The sequence below is a fragment of the Corynebacterium pseudogenitalium genome (assembly GCF_024453815.1).
Lineage (GTDB): Bacteria > Actinomycetota > Actinomycetes > Mycobacteriales > Mycobacteriaceae > Corynebacterium > Corynebacterium pseudogenitalium.
On the sequence record NZ_CP072934.1, the window covers coordinates 1000609 to 1027158 of the forward strand.

General features: G+C 59.8%; 22 protein-coding genes and 1 pseudogene. 10 read left to right on the forward strand and 13 right to left on the reverse strand.

The genetic code is table 11. From position 1 onward, the window contains the following. On the reverse strand, positions 1-1170 hold the full coding sequence (locus tag KBP54_RS04825) for a molybdopterin molybdotransferase MoeA (RefSeq protein WP_256000458.1): 1170 nt from the start codon (positions 1168-1170) through the stop codon (positions 1-3). Between the two features lie 45 nt (positions 1171-1215). Here KBP54_RS04825 and KBP54_RS04830 point away from each other — a divergent pair, with 45 nt between their 5' ends. Then, the gene (locus tag KBP54_RS04830) at positions 1216-1470 is read left to right on the forward strand and encodes a MoaD/ThiS family protein (protein WP_256006475.1); all 255 of its coding nucleotides are present in this window, start codon (positions 1216-1218) and stop codon (positions 1468-1470) included. Here KBP54_RS04830 and KBP54_RS04835 read toward each other — a convergent pair. The 7 genes and pseudogenes from KBP54_RS04835 to KBP54_RS04865 form a co-directional block, all read right to left on the reverse strand. Beyond that, positions 1467-3404 (reverse strand): ATP-binding cassette domain-containing protein, encoded by a 1938-nt coding sequence (locus KBP54_RS04835; protein WP_256006477.1) that lies wholly within the window; start codon positions 3402-3404, stop codon positions 1467-1469. The genes KBP54_RS04830 and KBP54_RS04835 overlap by 4 nt on opposite strands. A 25-nt stretch (positions 3405-3429) precedes the next feature. Next, positions 3430-4212 (reverse strand): molybdate ABC transporter substrate-binding protein, encoded by a 783-nt coding sequence (modA, locus tag KBP54_RS04840; protein WP_256006478.1) that lies wholly within the window; start codon positions 4210-4212, stop codon positions 3430-3432. Between the two features lie 120 nt (positions 4213-4332). Continuing rightward, positions 4333-5091, reverse strand: a complete 759-nt coding sequence (narI, locus tag KBP54_RS04845) for a respiratory nitrate reductase subunit gamma (protein ID WP_071568634.1) — start codon at positions 5089-5091, stop codon at positions 4333-4335. Positions 5092-5106: 15 nt separating this feature from the next. Continuing rightward, positions 5107-5802 (reverse strand): nitrate reductase molybdenum cofactor assembly chaperone, encoded by a 696-nt coding sequence (narJ, locus tag KBP54_RS04850; RefSeq protein ID WP_252931778.1) that lies wholly within the window; start codon positions 5800-5802, stop codon positions 5107-5109. 143 nt (positions 5803-5945) lie between these two features. Beyond that, positions 5946-7526: pseudogene (gene narH / locus KBP54_RS04855) on the reverse strand (nitrate reductase subunit beta); the annotation flags it as partial. After that, positions 7526-11260 (reverse strand): nitrate reductase subunit alpha, encoded by a 3735-nt coding sequence (locus KBP54_RS04860; protein WP_256006481.1) that lies wholly within the window; start codon positions 11258-11260, stop codon positions 7526-7528. The gene KBP54_RS04860 and the pseudogene narH, both read right to left, overlap by 1 nt. Positions 11261-11316: 56 nt before the next feature. After that, positions 11317-12606, reverse strand: coding sequence for an MFS transporter (locus KBP54_RS04865; protein ID WP_256006483.1), 1290 nt, complete (start codon positions 12604-12606; stop codon positions 11317-11319). A gap of 215 nt (positions 12607-12821) precedes the next feature. Here KBP54_RS04865 and KBP54_RS04870 point away from each other — a divergent pair, with 215 nt between their 5' ends. Then, the gene (locus KBP54_RS04870) at positions 12822-13310 is read left to right on the forward strand and encodes a molybdopterin-binding protein (RefSeq protein ID WP_256006485.1); all 489 of its coding nucleotides are present in this window, start codon (positions 12822-12824) and stop codon (positions 13308-13310) included. Positions 13311-13317: 7 nt separating this feature from the next. Here KBP54_RS04870 and mobA read toward each other — a convergent pair whose 3' ends face one another. The 5 genes from mobA to KBP54_RS04895 all read right to left on the reverse strand — a co-directional run bounded on the left by mobA (position 13318) and on the right by KBP54_RS04895 (position 18551). Continuing rightward, positions 13318-13890: a molybdenum cofactor guanylyltransferase gene (gene mobA, locus KBP54_RS04875; protein WP_256006486.1), complete on the reverse strand. Its 573-nt coding sequence runs from the start codon at positions 13888-13890 to the stop codon at positions 13318-13320. Between the two features lies 1 nt (position 13891). Further along, complete coding sequence (moaC, locus tag KBP54_RS04880; RefSeq protein WP_256006488.1) at positions 13892-14371, reverse strand: cyclic pyranopterin monophosphate synthase MoaC; 480 nt, start codon at positions 14369-14371, stop codon at positions 13892-13894. Between the two features lie 17 nt (positions 14372-14388). Beyond that, positions 14389-15621 (reverse strand): molybdopterin molybdotransferase MoeA, encoded by a 1233-nt coding sequence (locus KBP54_RS04885; RefSeq protein WP_256006489.1) that lies wholly within the window; start codon positions 15619-15621, stop codon positions 14389-14391. Between the two features lie 6 nt (positions 15622-15627). After that, a complete protein-coding gene (gene moaA / locus KBP54_RS04890) occupies positions 15628-16746 on the reverse strand; it encodes a GTP 3',8-cyclase MoaA (RefSeq protein ID WP_256006491.1) in 1119 nt (372 codons plus the stop codon). A 62-nt stretch (positions 16747-16808) separates the two neighbouring features. Next, entirely contained in the window at positions 16809-18551 is a 1743-nt protein-coding gene (locus KBP54_RS04895) for a long-chain fatty-acid--CoA ligase (protein ID WP_256006493.1), read from the reverse strand. Between the two features lie 304 nt (positions 18552-18855). On the opposite strand from KBP54_RS04895, the gene rho reads away from it, so the two are divergent. The 8 genes from rho (at position 18856) to KBP54_RS04935 (ending at position 26507) form a co-directional block, all read left to right on the forward strand. After that, positions 18856-20682 (forward strand): transcription termination factor Rho, encoded by a 1827-nt coding sequence (gene rho, locus KBP54_RS04900; RefSeq protein WP_256006495.1) that lies wholly within the window; start codon positions 18856-18858, stop codon positions 20680-20682. After that, positions 20682-21755, forward strand: coding sequence for a peptide chain release factor 1 (prfA, locus tag KBP54_RS04905; protein WP_256006497.1), 1074 nt, complete (start codon positions 20682-20684; stop codon positions 21753-21755). Before rho ends, prfA begins: the two co-directional genes overlap by 1 nt. Beyond that, positions 21742-22608 carry a peptide chain release factor N(5)-glutamine methyltransferase gene (gene prmC, locus KBP54_RS04910; protein WP_418904462.1) on the forward strand — a complete coding sequence of 289 codons (867 nt, stop codon included), beginning with the start codon at positions 21742-21744 and terminating at the stop codon, positions 22606-22608. Before prfA ends, prmC begins: the two co-directional genes overlap by 14 nt. 37 nt (positions 22609-22645) lie before the next feature. Further along, positions 22646-23305 carry an L-threonylcarbamoyladenylate synthase gene (locus tag KBP54_RS04915; RefSeq protein WP_256006499.1) on the forward strand — a complete coding sequence of 220 codons (660 nt, stop codon included), beginning with the start codon at positions 22646-22648 and terminating at the stop codon, positions 23303-23305. Beyond that, positions 23306-24448 carry an MraY family glycosyltransferase gene (locus KBP54_RS04920; RefSeq protein WP_256006501.1) on the forward strand — a complete coding sequence of 381 codons (1143 nt, stop codon included), beginning with the start codon at positions 23306-23308 and terminating at the stop codon, positions 24446-24448. Positions 24449-24459: 11 nt separating this feature from the next. Continuing rightward, positions 24460-24921: a Cg1360 family ATP-synthase-associated protein gene (locus KBP54_RS04925; protein ID WP_256006503.1), complete on the forward strand. Its 462-nt coding sequence runs from the start codon at positions 24460-24462 to the stop codon at positions 24919-24921. Between the two features lie 442 nt (positions 24922-25363). Next, positions 25364-26158 (forward strand): F0F1 ATP synthase subunit A, encoded by a 795-nt coding sequence (gene atpB, locus KBP54_RS04930; protein WP_070362617.1) that lies wholly within the window; start codon positions 25364-25366, stop codon positions 26156-26158. Between the two features lie 106 nt (positions 26159-26264). After that, positions 26265-26507 carry an ATP synthase F0 subunit C gene (locus KBP54_RS04935; protein ID WP_070362616.1) on the forward strand — a complete coding sequence of 81 codons (243 nt, stop codon included), beginning with the start codon at positions 26265-26267 and terminating at the stop codon, positions 26505-26507. The last annotated feature ends 43 nt before the right edge of the window (positions 26508-26550 follow it).

Here is a 26550-nt window from a genome sequence, read left to right on the forward strand (position 1 = left end):
CTACAGCGGATAGACCATGACTGGTGTACCCGCGGGAACCGTAGCCGCGGCGGGAATGCGGATCAGGCAGGTCGCGGTGGCACCCTGGGTAAGCAGGTGCGAGCTTGTACCGTGGTACGGATGCGCAAGGCCATCTCGAATTTCACCGCGCAGGAACTGATCCTTGTCGGCGATTCCAACGACCTCTGTATCTATAGCTACGCGTACAGGAGCCGGCGCGCGTCCCAACACTGGTGCGACGTACAGGACGAATGACACGATGGTGGAAATCGGGTTGCCTGGCAGGCTCAGCACAGGCACACCGTGAAACGCAGAGATGCCTTGCGGCCCGCCGGGTTGCTGAGCGACATGTCCGTACCAGCCATCCGTAAACACCTGACGGATGACCTCGAACTTGCCGTGGCTGATCCCGCCTGAGGTCACAATCGCATCCGGTTGGTACTCCTCGACCGCTGCTGCGACCTCTCGCTCGAGCGCCTCAGGATCGTCGTTGGTCAACAGGCGCGCTACAACCTCGATGCCATGACGCGCGGCTAGCGCCTCAAGCATCGGACCGTTCGAGTCCGGAATTGTCGCGGGGCCTGTGGCCTGGTCGCTCGGGGAGACCTCAGCGCCACCCGTGATCACTAAGATGCGCGCAGTGCGCTCGACCTCAACGGTCTCGATTCCCTGGCTGATCGCGGCGCCAACAAGCGCCGGTGTCACTCCATCACCGCGATGCGCAATGCAAGCCCCGGGCTGGATATCGCTGCCCGCAAGGCGCATGAACTGACCACGCTTGACCTCAGGGATCTTGACAGGTTCACCAGTTGCCCCGAACGTCGGCGGGGTGCAACGCTCAACTGGGACGACTGCTACCGTGCCACGAGGAAGCTTCGCGCCGGTCATGATCGGCGCCACAACGCCCTGCAGGCCTTCTGGATACAGTTCGTCGGGGTCAGCGCCTGCGGCAATCGTCGGGCCGATCGTCGCCGTGTGCGCTTCCACCTGTGTCAACGCGTACCCGTCCATTTGCGAGTTGTCGAAGGTCGGTTGCTCGCGCACGGCAACAACATCGGCCGCGAGCACACGCTGCTGCTTGCCAGCTTCAACGACGCTGATGCGCTCCGAAAGCCGAGGGCCGACGGCCTCGCGCACCGCACTCAGGTGCTCCTCAGTAGTTCGTGTCATGGCGCCTACTCTACGCGCCACCACCAGTTCGCTACCATGGACGACATGCAAATTCACTACTTTGCCGCCGCACGCGCGGCCACAGGCGTCGCACAGGAAGAAGTTGGGAACTTTGCCACACTGCAGGAACTGCTTACCGACGCCGCTTCGCGCCACAACGGCACCACCGACGCAGGCCAAACGCTCGCAGACATCCTGGCGCGCTGCACCTTCCTGATCGACGGAAAACGCGCCCGGCAGACTGACTCGCTCGAGTCCGCTGAGCGCGTTGATGTCATGCCACCGTTCGCCGGGGGCTAATCCGTCGGCTTTGGGTAGATGGCGATGTCATCCGTTTTGACGTAGCACGTTACAGATGCGCCGGGCTCAATGCCCGCATCGAGTGCCTCCTGACGCTGGACCGGGAGCGCCACAACCGCACCGTGGACGTCGAGCTCCACAGTGAGGCCACCTGAGGTACTGACATCGACTGTGGCCACGGTGGCCTCCAGTGAGTTGTAACCTCCCGGCGCTGCTCCGGCTGGGACGTGCAGCGAGACGTCCTGCGGCGCGAAGACTGCGACGGCATGATCATGCTGCTCGCACTGCTCTGAGGCGACACCGGTGAGCTCACCGACTGTGGTTGCCACGCGCGCAACGGAACCTTGGTGCGCGGCACCCACCATGTGCGCTGGAATCCAGTTCACGCTAGCGGGCAACCAGTTCACACCAGCGAGCCGTGCAGAAAACTGTGTCGCCGGAACTTTGAGCTCCTCGGCCGTCGGCCGCAGGCTGATGACGTTGCCTCGGTCCATTACCGCGACGTATTCCGCAAGGTTGGCCACGTCCAATGGGTTGTGCGTAATCACGATCGTGGTGCGGTCGTGTGCCGTAGCCCGCAGTACCTGGCGCCAGTGATGCGCAGAGTTCACGTCGATCGCAGCGAGTGGCTCGTCAAGAATTAGCACGCGGGGGCGCGGTGCGAGCGCTCGTACTAGCGACACCTGTGATGCTTGACCGCCAGAGAGGGCGCGGACGGGGACGTCGACAAGGTCGCGCAGCCCCGCTGAGGTCAGCAGCTCAAGTGCGCGCTGTTTGCTGCCAGTGACCATCGCGACAGCCTTCAGTGGGGTCGACGTAGGTGGCAGACCGGGGTTCTGGGTAAGCAACACAACTCCGCGTTTGTGCGCCGGGACAAGTTTGCTCGACGACGTGCCCGCATCAACCACGCGGTCGCCGATCAAGGTGCGCAAACCGCCGAGGCGCCCTGCAATTCTGTCTACCAGAGTGGTCTTCCCCGAGCCGTTCAAGCCAATGAGCGCCGTCGTGGCGTTCGCAGGGAACGTTGTCTCACCGATGACGACGGGTACGCCCCCGTCCTCGGGGCTTGTCAGTAGGCGCAGCCGTTCCGTGTCCACCTCGTGGGTGGCGCGAGCGACTTCACGGGAGCGCGTACGCGACAGAAATACCGTCGGCAGCGTCGATGCGGCAAGTGTGAGCACCGCCAGTGCGATGAGGATGGCTGATAGCCCATACGCGACGTCTTGATCCACTTCGCGGGCAATATAGATACCCAACGGCATGGTGCGCGTTGTGCCAGGCATAGAGCCGGCGAAGGTCAACGTGGTGCCGAACTCGCCGAGCGAGCGCGCAAACGCCAGCCCGGCCGCAGAGACGAGTGAGGGCGCGATTGCAGGCAGGATTATCTTGCGAGTAATCGTCGAGGGGCTCAGCCCCACGCCTGCGGCCGAGTATGTAATCTCCGGATCGAGTTGCCGCAGCGCCGCGTCAAGTGTGATGACAACGAACGGCAGCGCAATGAACACATGTGCAGCGACGACACCCGGAAACGCGAACGCGAACTGAATATGCAGCGCGTCCAACAGCGGCGCAGCTAAGCCTCGGCGTCCGAGAAACGCGCTGAGCGCTAAACCACCGACGACCGGCGGCATCGCTAGCGGAAGTAGCACGAGTACTCGCGCAAGGCCTGCACCTCGTCGCAAGTGTTGCATCCATAGCGCAAGCGGTGTGCCCAGCAGGAGTGTGATGACGCACGCCAGGACAGCGGAGCGCAGCGTGACGCGGAGCAACTGCTGTGTCGATGCGGAGGCAAGGATCTCACCGAGCTGGTCCCATGGCACACGTGCACCAAGCGCCAGGATCGGCAACACAATGGCGGCGAGTGCAAAAAGCGCCAGGACCCACACCAACATTGGTGTCTGGCGTGGGGCCTGACGAAGCGTTGACTGCTGCATGAGTACGGACTCTACCCGGTGGTTACTACTGGGAGGCAGGGGTGAAACCGTACTTCTCCCACACGACGGCCATCTCTGGGCTTGCAAGCAGCTCAAAGAGCTTTTGCGCTGCAGCTTCGTCGGTGGTGTTGGTAGTAACGGCAGCGACGAGGGAGTTCGGTTTCTCTTCAGCGTGTGGGACGTTCAGGACCTCGACACTGTCGCCGGCTGCCGCAGCATCAGTGCGGTAAACGAAGCCAGCGTCGGCCTCTCCGGAGACCACCTTGCCCAGGGTGTCGGAGACGCTGTGCTCAAGAGATACAGGAGTGATGGTGAGATTGTTCGCTGCGACAAGCTCGTTGGTCACGGAGCCACATGGGACCTGTGCATCACAAACAACCAGGTTCACGCCCGCTTCTTGGATATCCTCGATGCTCTTGATGCCTGCTGGGTTGCCTTTCGGCACCACGAGCACCATCGAGTTCGTCGCTACGACTTTCGGGTCCTTTGCGACGCCCGCCTCGACAGCTTTGTCCATATTCTTCTGGTCAGCCGTGATCAGCACATCACCGGGTGCGCCCTCCTTTAGTTGCTGCACCAGGTCAGAGGATCCGGCGTTGACGAACTCGAGGTTGCTCTCCGACATTTCCGAAAGGTCGTCGTTCAACACGCGTGTGGAGGCTGCGCCCATAACGATGAGGTCGCTGGTTGCCTCAGCGGTCGGTGCTTTCGAGGCGGTGCTTTCGGAATCGGTGCCACCGGTGCAGGCGGTCAGTCCGGTCGTTGCCAGAGCAACGGCGAACAATGCGGCAAGACGAGAAGAACGCATGAAAAATCCTTCCAACGGGGGATTGAATATGAATATAAATTATCTTAAAAAAGGGGTAGAAGCGAAGAATGCCCCCGGAAGAAGAGCTCCGGGGGCAGCACTGGTGAGCGGGTGGAAGCGCTAGTGCTTCAGCTGGCGTCCGTTCGAGCGGATCGGTTCCCACTGCGCTTCCGAGCGGCGGCCCTGGACCTCTTGGCCACGCGAGCGGTAGACCACGTATGGCCTGGTGGAGTATCCCACCGGGGCCGAGAACGCGTGGACAAGGCGTGTGAAAGGCCAGCAGGCGATCAACGTGAAGCCAGCCAGTACGTGGACCTTAAACTGCCACGGTGCCTGGACCATCAAGTCGGGCATCGGGTTAAAGATCAACAGTTGGCGTAGCCACGGCGAGATCGTTTCACGGTAGTCATAGCCGCCGGGCACCCCGAACACCTGCGTCGAGACAGTCGCGATAAAGCCAGAGCAGATTGCGATTGTGAGGAACACATACATGAACTTGTCGGAGGTGGCCGTCGATAAGAACACCGAACGGTTGACCACACGACGGTAGAGCAAACCAAGCAGCCCCAACACCACGGCGATGCCAGCGATGGTGCCTGGAATCGTTGCGATGAGATGGTAGGCGTGATCGCTGATGCCCATGCCGCGGGTCCACGACTTCGGAATCGCCAGGCCCATCAAGTGGCCAATGACCACGAAGACCATGCCCCAGTGGAATAGTGGCGAGGAGAGCCGCAATAACTTCGACTCGTAGATTTGTGACGAGTGGGTAGTCCAGCCCATTTGGTCATAGCGCCAGCGCCAAATAATGCCGATGACAAACGCGGCGATGGCCAACCAGGGAAAGGCCACCCACAGGAATTCTTCAATACCAGTCATAGTGAGTTCAGTCCTTTAATTGTGGTTGGGAGAAGCCGTTGGAAACGGCAGGGGAGTAGTTTCAATACCGACCATCTCCGCAGGAGGGCCCTGGCGAATCAGGTTGATGTAGCGAGCAATTGTTTCCTCGCTGATGGTTGGGAGCAGCATGCACACTGCTGTGAGCAAGTGAGCGTACGGGCTACCCAGTCCGACCAGAGCATGACGCAGCACCTCAAGTCCGTCACGGTGCGAGGCAATCATCTCCAACGCGTGCTGCTGAGAGTCCGCGTCAGCGAGCGCAAGCGCCTCCAGGACCACGCAAAGGTGGTCGGGGAGTTCCTCGGAGATCTCCTCCATTCCCAGGCCAGCCAACTGTTGGCGAAATGCCAAGATGGCGGCACCGCGCTGGCGGGTATCGCCCACTGAGTAGTAGGAGAGGTGCAGCGCGCAGCGACGACGCTGATCAAAGGTTTCAACGTAATGCTCCTGGAGCGGCAACAAGCCGAGGCCCCGTGCCCTGCCAATGAACTCCGTGATTTCCGCAGCAACAGGGGCTGGAAGCAGCCCGAGCTGCTCTTCGACTGTCTCCGCCGTGGAGAAGAACTCCTCCTCCGGGTAACGCAACATGAGGCTGAGCGCCATCGCTGCGACCTGGCGCTGCTGCGTATCGCACGCTACCGGTGTCACGAGCTCCTCGGGCACAACCCCGATTTGGGTCCGGGTGCTCATTACTGCTCACCCTCGCGTCGCGCGATGTTGCCGTCAGCACTCGGGCCTTCCTCAACCGGGTTCGGCGCCGGAGTGGAGGCCTCTGGTGCAGCAGGGCGGTAGTTCTCGCTTGCGGTCTTCGGCTCGCGAGTCTTCAACGCGGTGGGGAACATCGCGTCAGGACGGTCGCCGGTCCACGACATCAGGGACACCTTGCCAGGCTGAGCGTTGTCGGCCTCTTCGTGGCAGGCACTCGGCGCGCCCATACCGAGGTTGGCCATGAGATCGCCACTGGCTGGATCGACGCCACCAAACGGATCCAGCGAGGACACACCACGCGGGGTCTCCGGTGAGGTGGTCGGGATGACGTAGCGGTCGTCATACTTGGCAATCGCCAGCAGGCGGTACATCGCCTCCAGGTCCTTGCCCGTCATGCCGACGGCACTTGCAATCGCCTCATTCGTAGGCTGGCCCAGGTTGATGTCGCGCATGTAGGAACGCATCGCGGCGAGGCGGCGGAGGGAAAGCTCCACCGGGACGGTATCGCCAGCGGTGAACAGACCAGCCTGGTACTCCAGCGGGATGCGCATATTTGAAATTGCGCTGAGCAACACCTTGTGGTCTTCGCCGTCGGCGCCAGTCTTCGTCACCTGATCAACGATCGGCGACAGCGACGGGATGTACCACACCATCGGCAGCGTGCGGAACTCTGGGTGCAGTGGCAGCGCCACACCATAGGTGAAGATCAGGTCATAGATTGGGGAGTTCTGCGCAGCCTCGATCCAGGAGTGAGGAATACCCTCTTCGGTTGCCGCGCGGACGACCTCAGGGTCACGGGGATCGAGGAAGAGCGACTTCTGCGCCTCAAACAGGTCCTTCTCATCGGGTGTCGACGCCGCCTCTGCAACACGGTCCGCGTCGTAGAGCAGTACGCCAAGGTAACGCAGACGCCCCACACATGTCTCCGAGCACACGGTCGGCTGGCCGACCTCAATGCGCGGGTAGCACAGCGTACATTTTTCGGCCTTGCCCGTCTTGTGGTTGAAGTACACCTTCTTGTACGGGCAGCCAGAGACGCACATGCGCCAGCCGCGGCAGCTGTCCTGGTCAACCAGGACGATGCCGTCCTCAGTGCGCTTGTACATCGCGCCTGACGGGCAGGAAGACACACACGTTGGGTTCAGGCAGTGTTCACAGATGCGCGGGAGGTAGAACATGAAGGACTCTTCAATTTCCTTCTTCACCTCCAGGTTCATCTTCTCCAGGACTTGGTCATCGTCCATGGTTGCCGTCGAACCACCAAGATTGTCATCCCAGTTCGAAGACCAGGAGATCGTGTCGATCGGTTTGCCAGTGATCTGCGACTTCGGCCGAGCCGTCGGCTGCGTCTTCTGGCCAGCTGGGGCGCTGATGAGCTTCTCGTACTCATAGGTCCACGGCTCGTAGTAGTCCTCGATCGTCGGCATGTTCGGGTTGTGGAAAATAGTGGCCAGACGCTTGATACGTCCACCCTGGCGTGGCTTGAGCTTGCCGCTGCCGTCAAGCTTCCAGCCGCCCTTCCACTTCTCCTGGTCCTCCCACGAGCGTGGGTAGCCCACACCGGGACGGGTTTCAACGTTGTTGAACCAGATGTACTCCGTGCCTTCACGGTTGGTCCATGCCTGCTTACACGTCACCGAACACGTATGGCATCCGATGCACTTGTCCAGGTTCATGACCATGGCAATTTGCGCCATAACTCGCATTAGTACTGCACCTCCTGGGAGCGACGACGGATGCGGGTAACCTCGTCGCGGTTGTTGCCGGTTGGGCCGATGTAGTTGAATCCGTAGGTCAAGTGGCCGTAGCCACCAGCCACATGCAGTGGCTTGATGGTGATGCGGGTCAGCGAGTTGTGCGTGCCGCCACGTCGGCCGGAACGCTCGTTCAGTGGTGTGCCCACTGTGCGTTCCTGCGCGTGGTTCATGATGACCGTTCCTTCCGGAATGCGGTGGGTGACCACAGCACGCGCTGAGACAACACCGTTGCGGTTGTAGAGCTCAACCCACTCGTTGTCCTTGACACCGATCTTCTGAGCATCCGCATCCGACATCCAGACGACCTGGCCACCGCGGGAGATGGACAAAACATGAAGGTTGTCGAAGTATTGCGAGTGAATCGACCACTTATTGTGCGGGGTGAGGTAGCGCACCGTGATCTCTGGATTGCCGTCCTCGCCCTTGAGAATCTCGCCCGGACGGGTCTCACCATTAAGACGCATGCGGTCAAGCGGTGGCTTAAACACGGGGAGTTGCTCGCCGTAGTCAATGAACCAGTCGTGATCGATGAAGTAGTGCATACGGCCAGAAAGGGTGTTCCAGGGCTTGTCCATCGCGAGGTTCAGCGAGAACGCGGTGTAGCGACGCCCATCGCGCTTGTCCCCAGACCACTCCGGCGAGGTGATGACCTCTTGCGGGCGTTCCTTGACCTTGTCCCACACGATCTGGGCGTCCTCGGTGCCTTCCCAGAACTCGCTAGTGTCCGAACCGAGCATCTTGCCCAGGTTTTCGAAACCGTTGCGTGCGACTTCGCCGTTGGACACACCGGACAGGTGCAGGATCGCTTGTGCGGCCTTCACCGCAGAGTTCAATGCTGGGCGGTCGCCTGCTGAAGCAGTCTCAGCGACGCCGTTCATACCGAAGAGCTCACCAACCTGCTTTTCAACGTTAAACGGCGTGCCGTGTACGTTCGTGCCAGCCTTCTCGGTCAGTGGGCCGAAAGACATCCACTTCTCGAACACCTTGGTGTAGTCGCGTTCAACCGGGACCAGCTTTGCCATCGTTTGGCCCGGAATCATGCCGACTTCCTTGACATCGGGCACCACGCCGTTCGCCATGTTCGGGTTGATCTCGTCCGGTGCGTCGTGGGAGATAGGCGCGGTGACGATGTCCGTCTGTACTCCCAGCCACTTGCCGGCCATGCGGGAAACAGCGTCGGACATATCGCGGAAGATCTCCCAGTCACTGCGGGCCTCCCACGGCGGGTTGATCGCAGCGTTAAAAGTGTGGATGAACGGGTGCATATCCGTCGTGGACAAGTCGTTCTTCTCGTACCAGGTGGCCGCAGGGAAAACGATGTCTGACACCAGGGTGGTCGAGGTGTTACGGAAGTCCGTAGTCATCATCAGGTCGAGCTTGCCTATCGGTGCCTCTTCGCGCCAGCGAATCGACTTCGGGCGCTCACCCTCGGCCAGCTCCTCCGCGGAGACATCCGAATCAACCCCCAACATGTGGCGCAGGAAGTACTCGGTACCCTTTGCCGAAGAACCCATCAGGTTCGTGCGCCAGTTCAGCAGGATGCGAGGCCAGTTCTCCGGAGCATCCGGATCCTCAGCAGCGAACTCCATCTGGCCAGACTCCAACTGGTCGACGACGTAGTCCTTCACATCCATGCCCGCTTCCTTCGCTTGCTCAGCAAGCAGCAGTGGGTTGCGGTTGAACTGCGGATACGACGGCATCCAGCCACGCTTCATGGCCTCGACCAGCGTCTCCGACAGGAACTTATCTTCCGACGCGCCCTTACGAGCCAGCGGCGAGGCCATCCTGGAAGCCTTCGAGTTATCGTACCGCCACTGGGACGTGGTCAGGTAGTAGAAACCGGTGGTGATCATGTGGCGCGGCGGACGGTTCCAGTCATTCGCGAACGCGTACTGGCTCCAGCCCGACTGAGGGCGCAGCTTCTCCTGACCCACGTAGTGCGCCCAACCGCCGCCGTTGACACCTTGGGTGCCACACATAGAAGTCAGCGCAAGGAAAGTGCGGTAGATCGAGTCCGCGTGGACGTAGTGGTTCGCGCCCGCGCCCATGATGATCTGGGAGCGGCCCTTCGAGTCCAGCGCGTTCTGCGCGAACTCTGTAGCGATGCGCTCGATCTGCGCAACCGGAACACTCGACAGCTCTTCTGCCCATGCGGGCGTGCCGACCTCAGAGGCGTCGTTAAAGTCAGCCGGCCAAGAGCCAGGCAGCTGCAGCGACGGACGGTTCACACCGTAGTGCGCCAGCATGAGGTCGTACACGGTGGTGACGGTGCGGCCTGCGACCTCGCGGACCGGAACACCGCGGCGGTAGACGCCAGCGCCGATAGGACCGTCCGAGTCCAAAGCCTCGCGCGAGGCATCCATGTCGAAGCGTGGGAAGCACACCTCGGCTGTGCCGTAGGAGTTGGTATCCGCCATGGACATCACCGGGTTCGCGTTATCGTGGCGGAGATTCCATTTGCCCGGATCGGTCTTGTAGTGGTCCGCGATGGTGCCACCTGGGTCGACAACGGTGCCGTCCGCTTCAATGTTGAGCAGGCGGTACTGTGCGTTATCGCTGCTGGCCAGGGAGGCGTCGTCAAGCTTGTCTGCGGTGAGGAACTTGCCTGGAGTCAAGGTGCCGTCCTCGAGCTGATCAAGCTCTACCAGGAACGGCGCATCCGTGTACTTGAGCATGTAATCCATGAAGTACTGCGGTTGCTGCGCTACATGGAACTTGCTCAAGATAACGTGGCCCATCGCGAAGGCGAGCGCGCCGTCGGTTCCCGGCGACATGCGCATCCACTCGTCGGCGAACTTCGCCGCATCGTTGTAGTCCGGGGAAACCACGACGATCTTGGTGCCCTTGTAACGCACCTCGGTCATGAAGTGGGAGTCCGGCGTACGGGTCACCGGGATGTTCGAGCCCCACATCATCAGGTAGGAAGAGTTGAACCAGTCGCCCGACTCAGGCACATCCGTCTGATCGCCGAACGTCTGCGGGGAGGCAGGGGGAAGGTCTGCATACCAGTCGTAGAAGGACAGCATCGCGCCACCGATCAGCCCCAAGAAACGGGTACCGGCGGAGTAGGAGACCTGGCTCATCGCAGGAAGCACTGTGAAGCCAGCGATGCGGTCCGGCCCCCACTGCTTGATGGTGTACACGTGTGCTGCTGCAGCGATCTCGACGGCCTCTTCGTAGGCAACGCGCACCAGGCCGCCCTTGCCGCGGGCACCCACGTAGGCGCGACGCTTGACTGGGTCTTCCTGGATCGCACGCCAGGCGAGGACAGGGTCGCCGTCGTGTTGCTTCTTTTCGTGGCGGTACATCTCCAGCAGCGCGCTACGCACGTACGGGTAGCGGATGCGCGTAGGCGAGTAGGTGTACCAGGAAAAGGATGCGCCACGCGGGCACCCTCGAGGTTCGTACTCTGGGAAGTCAGGGCCGGTAGTCGGGTAGTCAACGGCCTGGGATTCCCAGGTGATGACGCCATCCTTGACGTAGACTTTCCATGAACAGGAACCGGTGCAGTTCACACCGTGCGTGGAGCGCACCATCTTGTCGAAGGACCAACGGTTGCGGTAGAACACGTCGGCTTGGCGGCCACCTTCGAGGAAAATTTGCTGGCCGGAAGGCGTGACGTCGCCTTTGCGAACGAACCCACCAAGTTTAAACAGCGGGTTGGACTGTGTCGCATCAGTCATGGTTCACAATCTCCTTGAATGAAAGTGAGAAAACGGGGTCGTGAATGAAATGGGCATTAGCCCGGGAACGGAGCGTTCGGGCGGGCGTAGTAAATCCATGCGAGAGCAGTTGCGAAGACAAAGTAGACAACGCAGCCCCAGAAGAACGTTGGTGCGCTCATCAGCGTGAGCAGCACGCCGACGATGAACGGGCCGAACGCGGCGATTGCGCCGGTGAAGCCGATGACACCGCCTGCCTGTCGCTTCGGCAGGATCATCGGCATCTGCTTGAACGTGCCGGCGTTGCCGATACCAGCGAAGACAGACATGGCAAGCATCGTGTAGAAGAACGGTGCTGCGGCGTCGCCACCACGGGCAAGGAATACTGCTGCAATAGCGGTGGTGATCGTCATGCCGACACCGGCGACGAACGTCCAGATTGCACCGCCGTACTTGTCGCACAGTGGGCCCCACAGCGCGCGGATCAGCGCACCAAGCAGGGCGTACATGAACGCCCACCCGAGCAGCTTCGTCGCATTCTCACCGAAGGAGTTCTTCATCAGCAGCGCCAACTGAGCGCCGAACCCGGCAAGCGCACCGAACGTCATTACGTAAATGATGGTGAGGATCCAGGTGTTCTTGTTTCCGAAAATATCGATCTGCTGGCGGAAGTTTGCTTTGACCGGAACGTCCTTCAGCATCAGCCAGGACACGATCACCATGATGATGACCCAAGGGACGAAGAACGCTGGGACATTGTGCACGTTGATTGCAGTTCCGGAGCCGTCCGATGCCTCGATGGAGCCGATCATCGTGATGCCGATGAGCCAAGGTGCCAGCAACAGCACGAACGACATGCCGAGGTTGCCCAGGCCGGCTTGGAGGCCGAGCGCTGTACCGGACTTTGCCTTCGGGAAGAAGTACCCCGTCGACGGCATGAAGCCAGAGAAAATGCCGCCGCCGATACCTGTCATGAAGGACAGGATCAGCAGGGTTGCGTATGAGGTCTCGGGGCTTTGAACCGCAAAATACCAGCCGACCAGTGGGATGAGGAAGAGTGCTGTCGAAAGCGTAATGAGCTTTCGGGTACCAAGAACTGGTGGCAAGAACATCCAAATCAGGCGGAAGATACCAGCTGCCAGTCCTGGGACTGCAGTAAGCCAGTAAAGCTGTGCAGCAGTGAGGTCGAACCCGATCTCATTGAGCCGCGGCGCAATCGCCGCCACGATGTACCAGGTGACGAACCCGAAGAACATCGAAATCGTCGTGATCCAAAGTGTGCGCCATGCAATGCCAGCGTCCCACTTTTCTGGATCTTCAGCGTCCCAACCGGTGAGTACCCGTTGGGAAGTGTCAAGCTTGGACATGGAGTGAAATCCTCTTCAGAAATACAATAAAGGTCTACATGCTCCGGGTGAATAAAAATGTCAGAAAAACCCGCAACTAATATTAAGAATAGTAGCAGTGAGCTGCTACTATCAACTTATCCACGAAAAAAGTCGTGTATAATTACGCAACATATATGTGTCTTAATTCGGCGATTTGTACAGATGCTGGTATTTGCGCAGGGAAGGAACACTTCATGGAAACAACTACGGACCCCACAGCGATAGTTATCGTCGTTTCGGACCGGGTTTTCGGGGGCGAGCGAAAAGACAAAGCATCCCCCGCAGCCACCCGGCTGCTCACTGAAGCCGGATTCCAGGTCACGCAGCCGGTGATCGTCCCGGAAGGTGACGAAGCGCTCCGGAACGCAATGGCACAGGCGGTGAAGGATGGAAACTCGCTCATCCTTACCTGCGGTGGCACCGGGCTCGGACCGCGCAACCTCACTCCCGAAGTTACCGAGGAGTTCATCAGCACACGACTCCACGGCATCGAAATGCAAGTACTCATCGCGGGGCTGGAACACTCCCCACGCGCCGGGCTGTGCCGGGGCGTGATAGGGCTTACGTCGCGTGAACCAGGCGCGAGCCTCATCGTCAACGCCCCGAGTTCACGGGGTGGAGTGAGTGACGCCCTCGGCGTAATCCTCGCACTCTGGCCGAGCCTGACCGAGTGGGTTCGCTAAAAGCGACTTACTCAACTGTGGGGAGTTCGACGTCCCCGAGCTCATCGAGTTCCTCGCGCGTATCGTAATCGCGCTCCGCACCTGTGCCTTGGACGCGCACTACGGATTCCACCGCGTCGAAGAGCCGCTTCGCAGGAATGTCGCGCGTACCGACGGTATCGAGCGCCGTTACCAAAGCGGCTCGGTTCCACACCGCGCACAGTGGTTGCAGGTAGCCGTCAACCGCTTCAATGACCGCGACGTCCGCGCCGTCACGGACGGGCTGCGCGAGGACCGGGACCAGTTCAGGGGAGCGCGGTGCGTCGACGGAGACGACGGCGACGAAGGGGGCGTCGATACGCGAGAGCCCCGCAGCAATCCCCGCGACGGGACCCCCAAACGGCGGATCCTCACTTATGGTGGCCACTCCGAGCGACTGTGGACTCACCACGATGCGCGGTACCTCATCGGGGATGAGCGAGCACACCGCATCAACGAGGCGGGTGCCGTTCACTTTCACCTGGGCTTTATCGGCGCCCATTCGTGTCGAGCGCCCCCCAGCGAGCACAACGACGCCGACATCCTCCCACTCGTCTCGCACGCTATGCCTCGGGGAGTTCGCGCGACCAGTCTCCGGAGCGGCCACCGGACTTCGCGACGATCCCCATCCGGCGTACAAATGCGGAACGGTCAACACCCTTGACCATGTCCACGATGGCAAGCGCCGCGACGCTGACAGCAGTGAGTGCTTCCATTTCGACGCCCGTCCGGTCCGCGGTGCGCACCGTGGCCTCGATAAATACGTGGTCATCGCGCAGCTCGACGTCGACAACGCAGCCGTGTACCCCGATCGTGTGCGCAAGTGGGAGGAGGTCTGGCACGCGCTTCGCAGCTGAAATACCTGCGACTCGGGCCACCGCCAACACGTCGCCCTTCGGCACAGTGCCTTCGCGCAACGCCTGCATCACCTCAGGCGAGCAAGCGACCTCGCCTTGCGCAGTCGCGTTTCGGACGGTTGGCTTCTTTTCCGTGACGTCGACCATGTAAGCCTGGCCAGCAGCGTCGAGATGAGTGAATTTCATGTTGAGTCTTTCTATTCCTAAAACAGCATCACTGGGACACGCGCAGGGGCGTCGGTTTCGGGAGCAAGGACAGCGATTCCATCGACTGCAGGCAAGGAAGCGACGAATCCAGAGCCTCCATGCCCTCCGGCGAACGCTTCAGCGCGGACCGCTCCGCGTTCGGCGCGAAGGCGCACAGGCACAAAGACATACCGCTCAGCACGCGGGGCAGGGAAGTGCGTATCGACGTCCGCCATCACCGTAGCGCGTTCGTCCACGGTGCAGCGTGTGTTGTCTCCAGCGCTCGCGCGCAGCAGCGGGATCGCGTACAACGCGCACGAGACAAACGCGGCAACAGGGTTGCCTGGTAGGCAGATGAACGCAGCGCCAGACCAACGGCCCACGCCTTGCGGGCTTCCGGGGCGCTGGGCCACGTGCCCGAACCACATGTCTGGATCGGATTCCGTGATGGCGCGGACCACGTCGTACGCGCCCGCGCTGACGCCGCCTGTGGTGACCACGATGTCCGCTTGCTCCGCGGCCCGCTGTAGCAGGGCTTCGGTCGAGTCCGTGTCGTCGTCAGCGTGCATTGTGATCACATTGGCGTAGCCGCTTTCGCGCAGCAGTGTTGCCACCATTGGCAGGTTTGAATCTGGAATCTGCGCGCCGTGAATGTCGCCCGGCCAAGCGACGAGCTCGTCGCCGGTAGAGACCACAGCGACAGTCGGGCGCTCGAACACATCCACTGTGCGCACTCCTGTTGCGACGAGTGCGGCGAGCGTACCTGCATCAATCCGGGTCCCTTTGCGAGCAACCACGTCACCGATACCAACATTCTCACCCGCGTGACGAATGTGGGATCGTCCAAGGTCTGCGGTATGAATTTGCACTTCGTCGGGCAGCGGATGAGGACCTCGGGGGATGTTTGTCTGCTCGACCGGAACGATATGGAGGCCTTCCTGCGGAGGCACCGGTGCGCCGGTCATGATGCGGACCGCGTGGCCGGGTGGGCAGTTGATCGCCTCATGTCCGGCGGGAATCTCACCAGCTACAGGCAGCACCCAAGGCCCCTCGCTGGAAAGATCCTCCTCGTGAGCTACGAAGCCGTCGACCGCCGAGTTTGAAAAAGGCGGAACCGGAAACCTCGCGACTACATCTGCTGCAAGTACCTGGTCTGCGCAGTCGCTTAATGGCACGTCGCGTTGGATGCGGGGGCGCGCCATCGCTAAGACGCGCGTCAGATGATCATCGATAGAAGGAAGAGTACCCATTAGCTGCTAACCACCAATTTCGCTCATGAGGCGCTCCGGTTGCAGGAAGCCCTCGTCATCAATGCCGTGTCCGGGTTTCTTCAGCCACATGGCCTTGGACCAGAGGTCTGCCAACTCCGCGTCGGAAGCGCCAGCTCGCATGACATCTCGAAGTGAGACCTCGTCAGCCGCCTTTGAAAACAGGCACGACCGGATGGAGCCGTCGGTTGTCAGGCGGGTTCGGTCACACGCCCCGCAGAAGGGGTGCGTCACCGATGCAATAATCCCAAGCTTGCCTTTGTGGGTGCCGTCGGAGATATCCCACAATGCAGCAGGGGCGGAACCCCGTGGCTCCACAGCAGGCGAAAGGGTGAAATCTTCGCGGAGCCGCTCAACCAAATCATGGGCGGTGACCATGTCGGCTCGCTTCCACTGCTCGCGAGGGCCAAGTGGCATCTGCTCAATGAAGCGCAACTGCAGTCCGCGCTCTAGCGCGAAGCGCACAAGATCCGTGACACCGTCTTCGTTCACGCCAGGCATGACCACGGCGTTTACCTTTACCGGGTGGAGGCCAACCTCCACCGCGGCGTCGATGCCAGCGAAGACATCGTCAATCCGATCACGCCGTGTGAGTTGCGCGTAGAGCTCCCGATCCGTCGTATCAAGAGAAACGTTGACGCGGTCGAGGCCGGCGTCGACAAGCGATTGCGCGCGATGGGCAAGGCCTAGCGCATTCGTGGTTACTGCCGTTGACGGAGCAACTCCTTCATCGGTCCGCATCGCCTTTGTCTCGCTGATGATGTGCTCAAGCGAGCGGCGTAAGAGAGGCTCACCCCCTGTGAAACGGACCTGCCGAATGCCCAGCCGCTCTACCGCGAGACGGATCAGGCGGATCGTCTCTTCATCCGTCAGCGCCTCTTCCGTCGGCATCCACTCGAGGCCCTCCGCCGGCATGCAGTACGTACAGCGCAGGTTGCAGCGGTCGGTGAGACTGACCCTGAGGTCTCGCGCCGTGCGCCCAAAACGATCGTCGAGCGTGCGCGGCGCAGGCTGCTCGCCAGGGTCCAGGCTGGCGTTTGGCGCGAGAGGTCCGTCGGAGTCAGCGCGGGGCGCTAACGGCGACGCAAGCGGAAGATGAATGGGCATAGTGCTGTCAATAATAAGTAGGAAACGTGCAAGGTCAAGAATTAGTAGCGGAAAACCCGTATTTATTGTTCGGGCTCTTGCCTCTTTCTTCCACGGTTGCCCGGGCCGGGTAAGGCAATGATTTCGTAGTCGCCATTGGCCAGGTGCTTCCGCAGGTCCTTCTTGTCGAACTTGCCCACCGATGTTTTGTCAATGACATCGACGAACGTCCAATACTCAGGGGCCATCCACGTTGGCAACACATCGGCCAGACTCTTGCGCAGCTGCGCAGCTGTCTCAGCGGTGCGGGGAATATCGTCCAGCAGCACGGTAATCGCCAGCGGACGCTCGCCCCACTGCCGGTCGGGGAATCCAATCACCGCGCACTCGATGACATCCTCTGCTTCCATGATGAGGTTTTCTACCTGCGCGGAGTAAATCCATTCGCCGCCAGAGCGGATGACGTCGCGGGCACGGTCGTACAAAGTCATGTACCCATCGGCGGTGACGGTGCCCACATCTCCCGTGCGCAGCCAACCATCTGTAGTGAAGTGGTGGCGGGCATCGTTAATCTCCTTGCCACGGAACGTCGAGGCGAGCTCACCCTTTTCCTGGGTCGGCGAGTGGTAGTAGCCGCTTGCAACCAAGTTGCCGCGCACTTGAATCTCGCCTTGTGAAAGATCTGTCGACGCCATCACCTCGCCATCGTTGACCACCCGGTACTCAAGCCACGGCACAAAACGTCCCTGCGACACCCGGTACGCCTGGCGTGCTTCGCCCGATGCGCCGGACGGTGGGCGCGCCACCGTGCCCACCGTCGACGTTTCCGTCATGCCCCAAACGTGGATGACGTCGACGCCGTAGCGCTCTTCCCACACCTTGATCAACGCTGGTGGAGCTGGGGAGCCGCCGACAAAAATCTCCTGCAAACTCATACGCTCTGGCGGCGTATGCAGGTAATGCACCATCAGCTGGATCCACAGGGTAGGCACTCCATGCGCCACGCGCGGATGCGTTGAGGCAATGATTGTTGCAAGCGTCGGGGCGGAAACATCAGCGCCGGGCAGCACCAACGGAGCACCAGTCAAAAACGCTGCGAATGGCACGCCCCAGCTCAACACGTGATAAATGGGGATGCAACACAGAAACGATTCGCCGTGCGTAATCGCCAGGGAGTCGGTAGAACGAAGCGTCATCGCCTCTAACCAAAGGGAACGATGCGAGTAGGCCACGCCCTTCGGGGCCCCTGTTGTCGCAGTGGAATACACGAGCGCGGCGGCGGTATTCTCAGGCTGCTCCGGCCACAGGTAGCGGGTAGATTGGCCGTCGAGAAGTTGCTCGTAGCTGTGCACTTGAGCTGTGCCCATTGACAGCCCTAGTATGTCCTCGCCGAGCAACGCACCCGTAAAAACTACGTGCTCTACCAACGGGCAGAGCTCCATGACCCGAGAAAGCTTCTCTGCCAGACGAGGATCCGCCACGATCACCTTCGCCTCCGAGTGGTTTACCACATACGCGATTTGATCTGGCATCAGCTGTATATTCAGTGGGGTAAAGACGGCGCCTTTTGCGGCGGTACCGAACATCACCTCAATATGCTCGGAGCAGTTGAACATGAATGTTGCCACGCGCTGGTCGGCGTCAATACCAAGCAGGATCTCGGCTGCGTTGGCAAAAGCGCTGGCTCGCGCGCCAATGTCCGCGAACGTGCATTCTTCAGCACCCGTGGGGCCCCACGTCGTACACTTCGTCGAAGCGTGGGCGGTACGCCCATACTCCAAAATGCGACCGACGGAAAACGGCACTTCCTGCATGGTTGAAAGCATGGCACCACTTTAGCGTGAATCGCACACCTACAGCCCAAACATGGGTTACAATACTGGGCGGATCACGCGCGTCGCACAAGGTTGGTCGCGCACCCAGTCTCACCGATCCGCTTCCTCCTTTTTGCAATCTACGTGCAGTGGCGTAGTTTTATTACATGGTTTTCACTGACCATGGGGGAGCGCGCAGGCAGTTCAGTTACTGCTAATGAACTTGCAGCGCACAGTGAACGTAACGACACAATGCACACGAAAGCTTCGAATCAGTGTTCACTCTCTTTGCTGGCGAAGTGACGAAAGGACATCCGTGACAGATACGGGAAACGCAGCAGGAACCGACCTTCAGGCACTGAAGATTCCTGAACTGCGCAAACTTGCCGCCGAAAAAGGACTTAAAGGTGTCTCCGGTCTACGAAAGGGCGAGCTCATCCAGGCCATTACGACCGGTACGGTCCCTGGTAAGACCCCTGCGAAGGCTGCAGAAGAGGAAACGCACAGCGACAACCGCCGTCGCGCAACTCGCAAGGCTGCTGACCCCGCCGAAAACAGTGAGGCAAAGGGCGATAAGTCGGGCGACGAAGAAAAGGCGAACGAGCAGCAGTCCGGGCAGCACGAGGGACGCTACGAGTCCAGGTCTGCAGCACGCCGCGCTCGTCGGAACCGCGCAAAACACAACCACGAGGCCCACGAGCCCCATGAGTCTGACGCGGAGCAGAAGCGTTCGAATGAAGAGAAGAACGACAAGCACGATAACGACTCGTCCGTTGAGAAGTCTGACAACAACAATGACAGCAATGGCAACGGTGGCCGTGGCCGTAACCAGCGCAACGACCGTGGAGGTCGCAACAACCGTGACCACGACGAAGACGGAGGGGGGCGTCGTGGACGCCGCGGCCGTCGTGGACGCCGCGGTAGGGACAACAACCGTGACCAGCAGGACAACCAGAACATTCCACCAGAGGAGCTGCAGGAAGTAGCAGGTATTGTCGATGTCATCGACAACAACGCTGCGTTCATCCGCACCACTGGTTATCGCCAGAGCAGCGCAGACGTGTATGTGAACAATCGCCTCGTTCGGGCGAACGGCTTGCGTTCTGGTGACGCGGTGATCGGCCAGGTTCGCGCGAATGGGCAGGGGCACCAGCACGGCTCTGGCCGTAACCGCCAGCGCTACAACCAGCTGGTCCGCGTTGATTCCGTCAACGGTATGACGCCAGAGGACGCGAAGCAGCGCAAGCAGTTCCACAAGTTGACGCCGCTGTACCCGAACAAGCGCCTGCGCCTGGAGACGGAGCCAAATATCCTGACCACTCGTGTCATCGACCTGGTCATGCCGATCGGTAAGGGACAGCGCGCGTTGATCGTCTCGCCTCCAAAGGCTGGTAAGACGACGATCTTGCAGAACATTGCGAACGCCATCGCGAAGAACAACCCAGAGTGCTACCTGATGGTCGTCCTCGTTGACGAGCGTCCCGAGGAAGTCACGGACATGCAGCGCAGCGTCAAGGGTGAGGTTATCGCCTCCACCTTCGACCGCCCGCCATCAGAGCACACCGCTGTTGCCGAGCTCGCCATTGAACGGGCAAAGCGTCTCGTGGAGATGGGGCAGGACGTCGTCGTTCTTCTCGACTCCATTACACGCCTGGGCCGTGCGTATAACAACTCCTCACCAGCGTCTGGTCGCATCCTGTCCGGTGGTGTTGACTCCAACGCGCTGTACCCGCCGAAGCGCTTCCTAGGCGCCGCCCGCAATATCGAAGAGGGCGGCTCGCTCACAATCATCGCCACGGCGATGGTGGAGACCGGTTCCGCTGGTGACACCGTGATCTTCGAGGAATTCAAGGGCACTGGTAACGCCGAGCTGAAACTTGACCGCAAGATCGCGGAGCGTAGGGTCTTCCCAGCTGTCGACGTCAACCCATCCGGCACCCGCAAGGATGAACTGCTAATGGGGCCGGATGAGGCACGTGTCATGCACAAGCTTCGCCGCATCCTGTCGGCGCTTGACCCGCAGCAATCCATTGACATGCTGATCAAGCAGCTGAAGAAGACGAAGAGTAACGGCGAGTTCCTGATGGGCGTCGCCAACTCAGCACCAATGGTGGCTGACCAAGACGCAGAGGAGTACATCTAATGGCTGGCGAAGTTTCGCTTGTCGACGACTACGTCGCCGAATACGAGGGCATTCAGGCCCAAATGGGCGACCCAGAAATTGCGGGCGACCAGGATAAATTCCGGAAGCTTTCAAAGCGCTACGCCGAACTGCAGCCGATCATCAAGGTCAACGACGCGCTGAACCAGGCGAGGGAAGACCACGAAGCTGCGGCTGAGATGGCGTACGAAGACAAAGAGTTCGCCGAAGAAGCTGAACGTCTTGCGAAAGAGATCGTCGCGCTTGAGGAGGAGCTCGCAGACCTGCTCGCACCTCGCGACGAGCACGATGGTGATGACATCATCATGGAGCTCAAGGCCGGTGCTGGCGGTGAAGAGGCGGCCCTCTTCGCTGGTGATCTCGCCCGCATGTATCAAAAGTACTGCGAGAAGCATGGCTTGACCTGGGAAGTACTCGACTTGTCTGAGTCGGACCTTGGCGGCGTAAAGGATATGACCGTCGCGGTGAAGGCGAAGACGCCGTCACGTGACGGTGCATGGTCCAAGCTGAAATTTGAGGGTGGCGTACACCGTGTGCAGCGCGTGCCAGTCACCGAGTCGCAGGGCCGCATTCAGACGTCGGCCGCGGGTGTATATGTGTTCCCGGAGCCGGACGAAGTGGCGTCGGTAAATATTGATGAGAAGGACATCCGCGTTGATGTCTACCGATCCTCCGGTAAAGGCGGCCAGGGCGTGAACACTACTGACTCAGCAGTGCGCATTACACACCTGCCGACGAACATTGTGGTGACCTGTCAGAACGAGCGCTCGCAGATTCAGAACCGCGCCCGCGCAATGCAGGTGTTGCAAGCTCGCCTTGACCAGCTCGAGCGCGAGAAGGCCGAAGCAGAAGCCGCCGAGGGACGCGCGTCGCAGGTGCGGACCATGGACCGCTCCGAGCGCATTCGGACCTATAACTGGCCCGAGAATCGTATCTCGGATCACCGCATCAACTACAAGGCGAACAACCTTGACACTGTGCTCGATGGCAACATGGACGATCTGATTACAGCGCTTCAGGCGCACGAGCGGCAGGAACGACTTGAAGCCGAGTAAACTCCCCGCTCAACAGGTCATCGCCCGTGGCGCGCAGCAGCTTGCGGCCGCGGGCGTTGCCACGCCAGCAGTCGACGCGAGGTTGATCGCTGCCTGGCTTCTCGACGACACCCCGATGAACGTACTGTTCCTCGACGTTGACCAGGAGTTTGAAACAGCGTTTGAAGCAGCGATTCAACGCCGGGCATCGCGCGAACCACTCCAGCACATCGTTGGGGCCGCGCCGTTTGGGCCTCTGACGCTGCGTGTCGGACCGGGTGTGTTTATCCCGCGGCCGGAGACCGAGGTACTAGCCGATTGGGCAGTGAAAACATTGCAGCAGTCCGCCACTTCGCAGGCGCCCACTGTCGTGGATCTGGGCACTGGTTCGGGCGCGCTCGCGCTCTACATCGCGAATGCGGTACCGTGCGCCGAAGTGATCGCGGTGGAGCGGTCCGAAGCTGCTCGCGAGTATGCCCAACGAAATCGCGATGAACTCGGCTTGAACGTCCGGATCGTCGAAGGGGACATGACTGATCACAACTTGTTGTCTACGCTGCACGGCACCGTAGACATGGTGGTAAGCAACCCGCCGTACGTTCCCAATACCGACGGTCTGGACCCAGAGGTCTACGTAGACCCACCGGAAGCAGTCTTTTCCGGAGACGACGGTATGGACGCGATACGTGGCCTGGTGCCGGTGGCTGCGACGCTATTGAAACCGGGCGGAGTATTTGCGGTTGAACATGATGACGCAACTTCTGACCTGACTGTTGACGCCGTTACGGCATCCGACATGTTCGATAGAGTGGAGCGGTTAGCGGACCTCACCGGAAAACACCGCTTTGTCTGTGCCCGGAAACAGAGCGAGTAAGCTAGTCCGGTACTGAACAAAGAAAACGAGGAGCATTATGGCGAGTAGGGTTTTCCAGTGCCTCGAACCAGAAGAACGCGAACAAGGACTGCAGGCAGCAGAAGCCGCAGTGAAAGAGGGGCGTTGCATCGTCCTTCCTACTGACACCGTCTACGGCATCGGCGCCGACGCATTTAATAACCAGGCGGTGGCGACACTGCTGGAAACGAAGCGGCGGGGCCCCGATATGCCAGTACCAGTGTTGGTAGGGTCTTGGACTACTATCCAGGGGCTCGTGCGGGAGTTCACGGACACCGCTAAAACTCTTGTTGAAGCATTTTGGCCGGGAGGGCTTTCGATCGTCGTTCCGGAAGCCCCGAGCCTTCCCTGGAATCTCGGCGACACTCGTGGCACCGTGTTGTTGCGGATGCCGAATCAACCCCTGGCGCTTGAACTTCTGCAGCGAACTGGCCCGATGGCGGTCTCGTCGGCGAACCTGACGGGCAATCCACCAGCGCTCAACGCGGCTGCTGCACGCCAGCAGTTCGGGGAGGCAGTCGGCGTGTATCTCGAGGGTGGGCCCGCCGAAGTTGGCACCCCGTCAACGATTATCGATATTTCTGGCCCTAGCCCAGTCATCCTGCGAGAGGGAGCTATCAGCACGGAACGCATTTCTCAAGTCCTAAAACTTGACCCAGACCAGTTGCGGAGGAAGTAGATGGGCGGCGCCGGAGTCCCGCTGCGTGAATTGGGCTTGGTTCTGCTTGTTGCCGCAGCGATCACCTACCTGCTTACAGGCGTGGTGCGCACAGCGCTCGTTCGGACGGGCAGGGTGGCAGAGATCCGCAAACGCGATGTGCATACCCAGCCGACGCCTTCTGTCGGTGGCCTTGCCATGTTTACAGGGCTCGTATGCGCCCTTTTTCTTGCGCAGCAGCTCCCAGCGCTCACACGTGGGTTCGCACCGGTGACGCCCGAAATGACGGCAGTCTTCGCTGGTGCGAGCGGCATCGTGATTCTTGGAATTATCGACGACCTCTACGAGCTTGGGGCCGTCGTAAAGCTGTGCGGACAACTCTTGGTAGCTGGCCTCATGAGCTTTCTTGGACTGGTCTTTACCGTCTTTTACGTCCCGTTTGGGGAGGGGACCACGCTAATCCTCGATCAAGTGCAGGGTATGTTGCTGTCCGCGTTCTTCACGGTGCTCATCATTAATGCGGTGAATTTTGTCGATGGCATCGACGGCCTAGCAGCCGGGTTAGGGATGATCGCTGGGGGAGCGATTCTCCTCTTCTCCCTCACCGTGCTCCACGACCAGGGGGGTGCTGTTTCGGCCTACCCGCCAGCGATCATTTGCTCGATTCTCGTCGGAATTTGTGCCGGGTTCTTGCCGCATAATTTCGAGCCCGCCCGAATTTTCATGGGGGACTCAGGCGCGATGCTTATTGGATTGCTGCTGGCAGCCGCGTCGACGTCAGCGTCGGGCAAGATCAACATGTCACTCTATGGGGCTGCAGACATGGTGGCATTAGTGAGCCCAATCATCGTTGTGTTTGCTGCAATTGCCTTGCCGTTGCTTGACCTGATTTGGGCGGTCATCCGACGTGTGATCCGTGGCCAGCGACCGTGGGAGGCAGACGCCGGACATATTCACCACCGACTGCTTCGCCTCGGGCATACGCACCGACGCACGGTATTGGTGCTCTACATGTGGATTTCTGCAGTAGCCCTCGGTGCGGTGAGCTTTTCGATCGTCCCCACCCGATTTGCTGTAGCTTTTACCGTCCTTTCGTTGGTGGTGGCCTTTGTTGCGACGCTCATTCCATGGCTGAAAGGCAAGATTGGCCCTGTATCTGTGTAGGATGTCCAATCGTGGATACTCCAAAGAACCCTGTGACGCCGAACCTGGAAGTGTCAGACACTGAGCAGTATGAGAACCAACGGCGGCCGCTGCTGCGTGCACTGCGCTTTGGAACGTTGGCATTGCTGGCGCTGCTTATCATCTCGCTGATGGCATGGGGAGCCGTGAGCGGCGCGCCAGGTCTTTGGGCTGTATTGATGGGGGTCGGTATTGGTGGTGGCTTTGTGCTGTTGACCGCTATCAGTGTTCTTGCGACGTCTAATTCCACCCCTACAACCACGATGGCTGTCGTCCTCGGCGGTTGGCTCATCAAGATGGTCGTCATCGTGCTTATCTTGCTCGGGCTTCGGAACGCAACGTTTTACGACTCGACAGCATTCGGTGTAACTACGATCGCGGCACTTGTTGTTGCGTTAGGCGCCGAAGCTATGGGGGTACTGAGCGTACGAACGGCATATATTCAGAAGCCTTAAGACATACAGACATTTGCGTTGCTACCCCCTCGCCTTGGGGTGGCAACGCTTTTCTATGTCGGAATGTAGGGGAATTCCTACCGAATTTGTGGGTGTCTACCCCTTTTTGGAACGGGTGTGGGGGAAGTAACATTTTAGGTGAAAACGCCAGTACCAGCCATATTTTAGTGGCGTGTAACCGAAAAATGCTCAGAAGAAGCTTTGGAAGACCCCCTAAAGCGTGAAAATACGCTGTGACCTGTTAAAGTATCGGGCGGGTTAGTTAAGGTCTGCTGCTTCCTTATTTTTCGCTGGAAGAAGCACGAAAATACATCCCCTGTCCCGTGGTAGAAGATGTGCGACGGAGTCCGCCACGGAGACAGCTTGTTGGAGACGTCCATCGCACCGCACGTTAAGTGCGGCCCGAGAACGGGAGAGAACGCTGAGCGTTACAACTTTGGCCATGAAGGGTACATTCCACGCACCCCAATTGGGTCCAGAATTTTTCCCGGGGCACACGTTCGACCAGTTTATTGGTGAAGATTTCGCCAATGGCTGGTTCGCGCTGGACCGTATCATGCTGGTTCGCCTGTTCATGGCGGCAGTACTGGTGGTCCTCTTTGTTATTGCTTTTAGGAAGCCAAAACTGGTTCCTAAGGGTCTGCAGAATATCGGTGAGTTGGGCGTGGATTTCGTCCGCATCCACATCGCCGAAGACACGCTGGGGAAGAAAGAGGGCCGGCGTTTCTTGCCGGTAATCGCGACAATCTTCTTCACGATCCTGTTCATGAATGTCGCCACGATCATCCCTGGCCTCAACATCTCGCCAAACGCACGTATCGGTATGCCGATTGTGCTGGCTGTTGTTGCCTACATTGCGATGATCTACGCGGGCGTGCAGCGCTACGGCGTTGCCTTCTTCAAGCACTCGACCGTGATTCCTGGGTTGCCGTTCGCTCTGCACTTCCTTGTTGTGCCGATCGAGTTCTTCTCGACGTTCATTCTGCGTCCGGTCACGCTGGCACTTCGTCTTATGGCGAACTTCCTGGCTGGCCACATCATTCTCGTTCTGCTGTACTCTGCTACGAACTTCTTCTTCTGGCAGATCTCGGCCTGGACGAGTGTGTCAGGGCTGACCCTGATCGCGGCGTTGCTGTTCACCCTGTATGAGTTAATCATTATCTTCCTGCAGGCGTACATCTTCGCTCTGTTGACTGCGGTGTACATCGAACTGTCGCTGCATGCAGACGCGCACTAACAAAGCGCAACCTACTGGTCAAACTGAATAAACCCCATACAAATTGTCACTCGTTTGCTTGCGGGAACCGTTGCAAGCAGACACCAAGAAAGGGAACGACTTTCACATGAACGACATCATTCTTGCTCAGGCAGCAGCCGCTACCGAATACACCGGTCTCGGCACCATCGGCTACGGCCTCGCAACCATCGGCCCTGGCATCGGCATCGGCATGCTGGTCGGTAAGACCGTTGAGGGTATGGCACGTCAGCCAGAGATGGCTGGCCAGCTGCGTACCACCATGTTCCTGGGTATCGCCTTCGTTGAGGCACTTGCCCTGATTGGCCTCGTTGCAGGCTTCCTGTTCTAAAAAGAACTCACGAATTCCACGTACACTTTTTAGATCAGGAGCA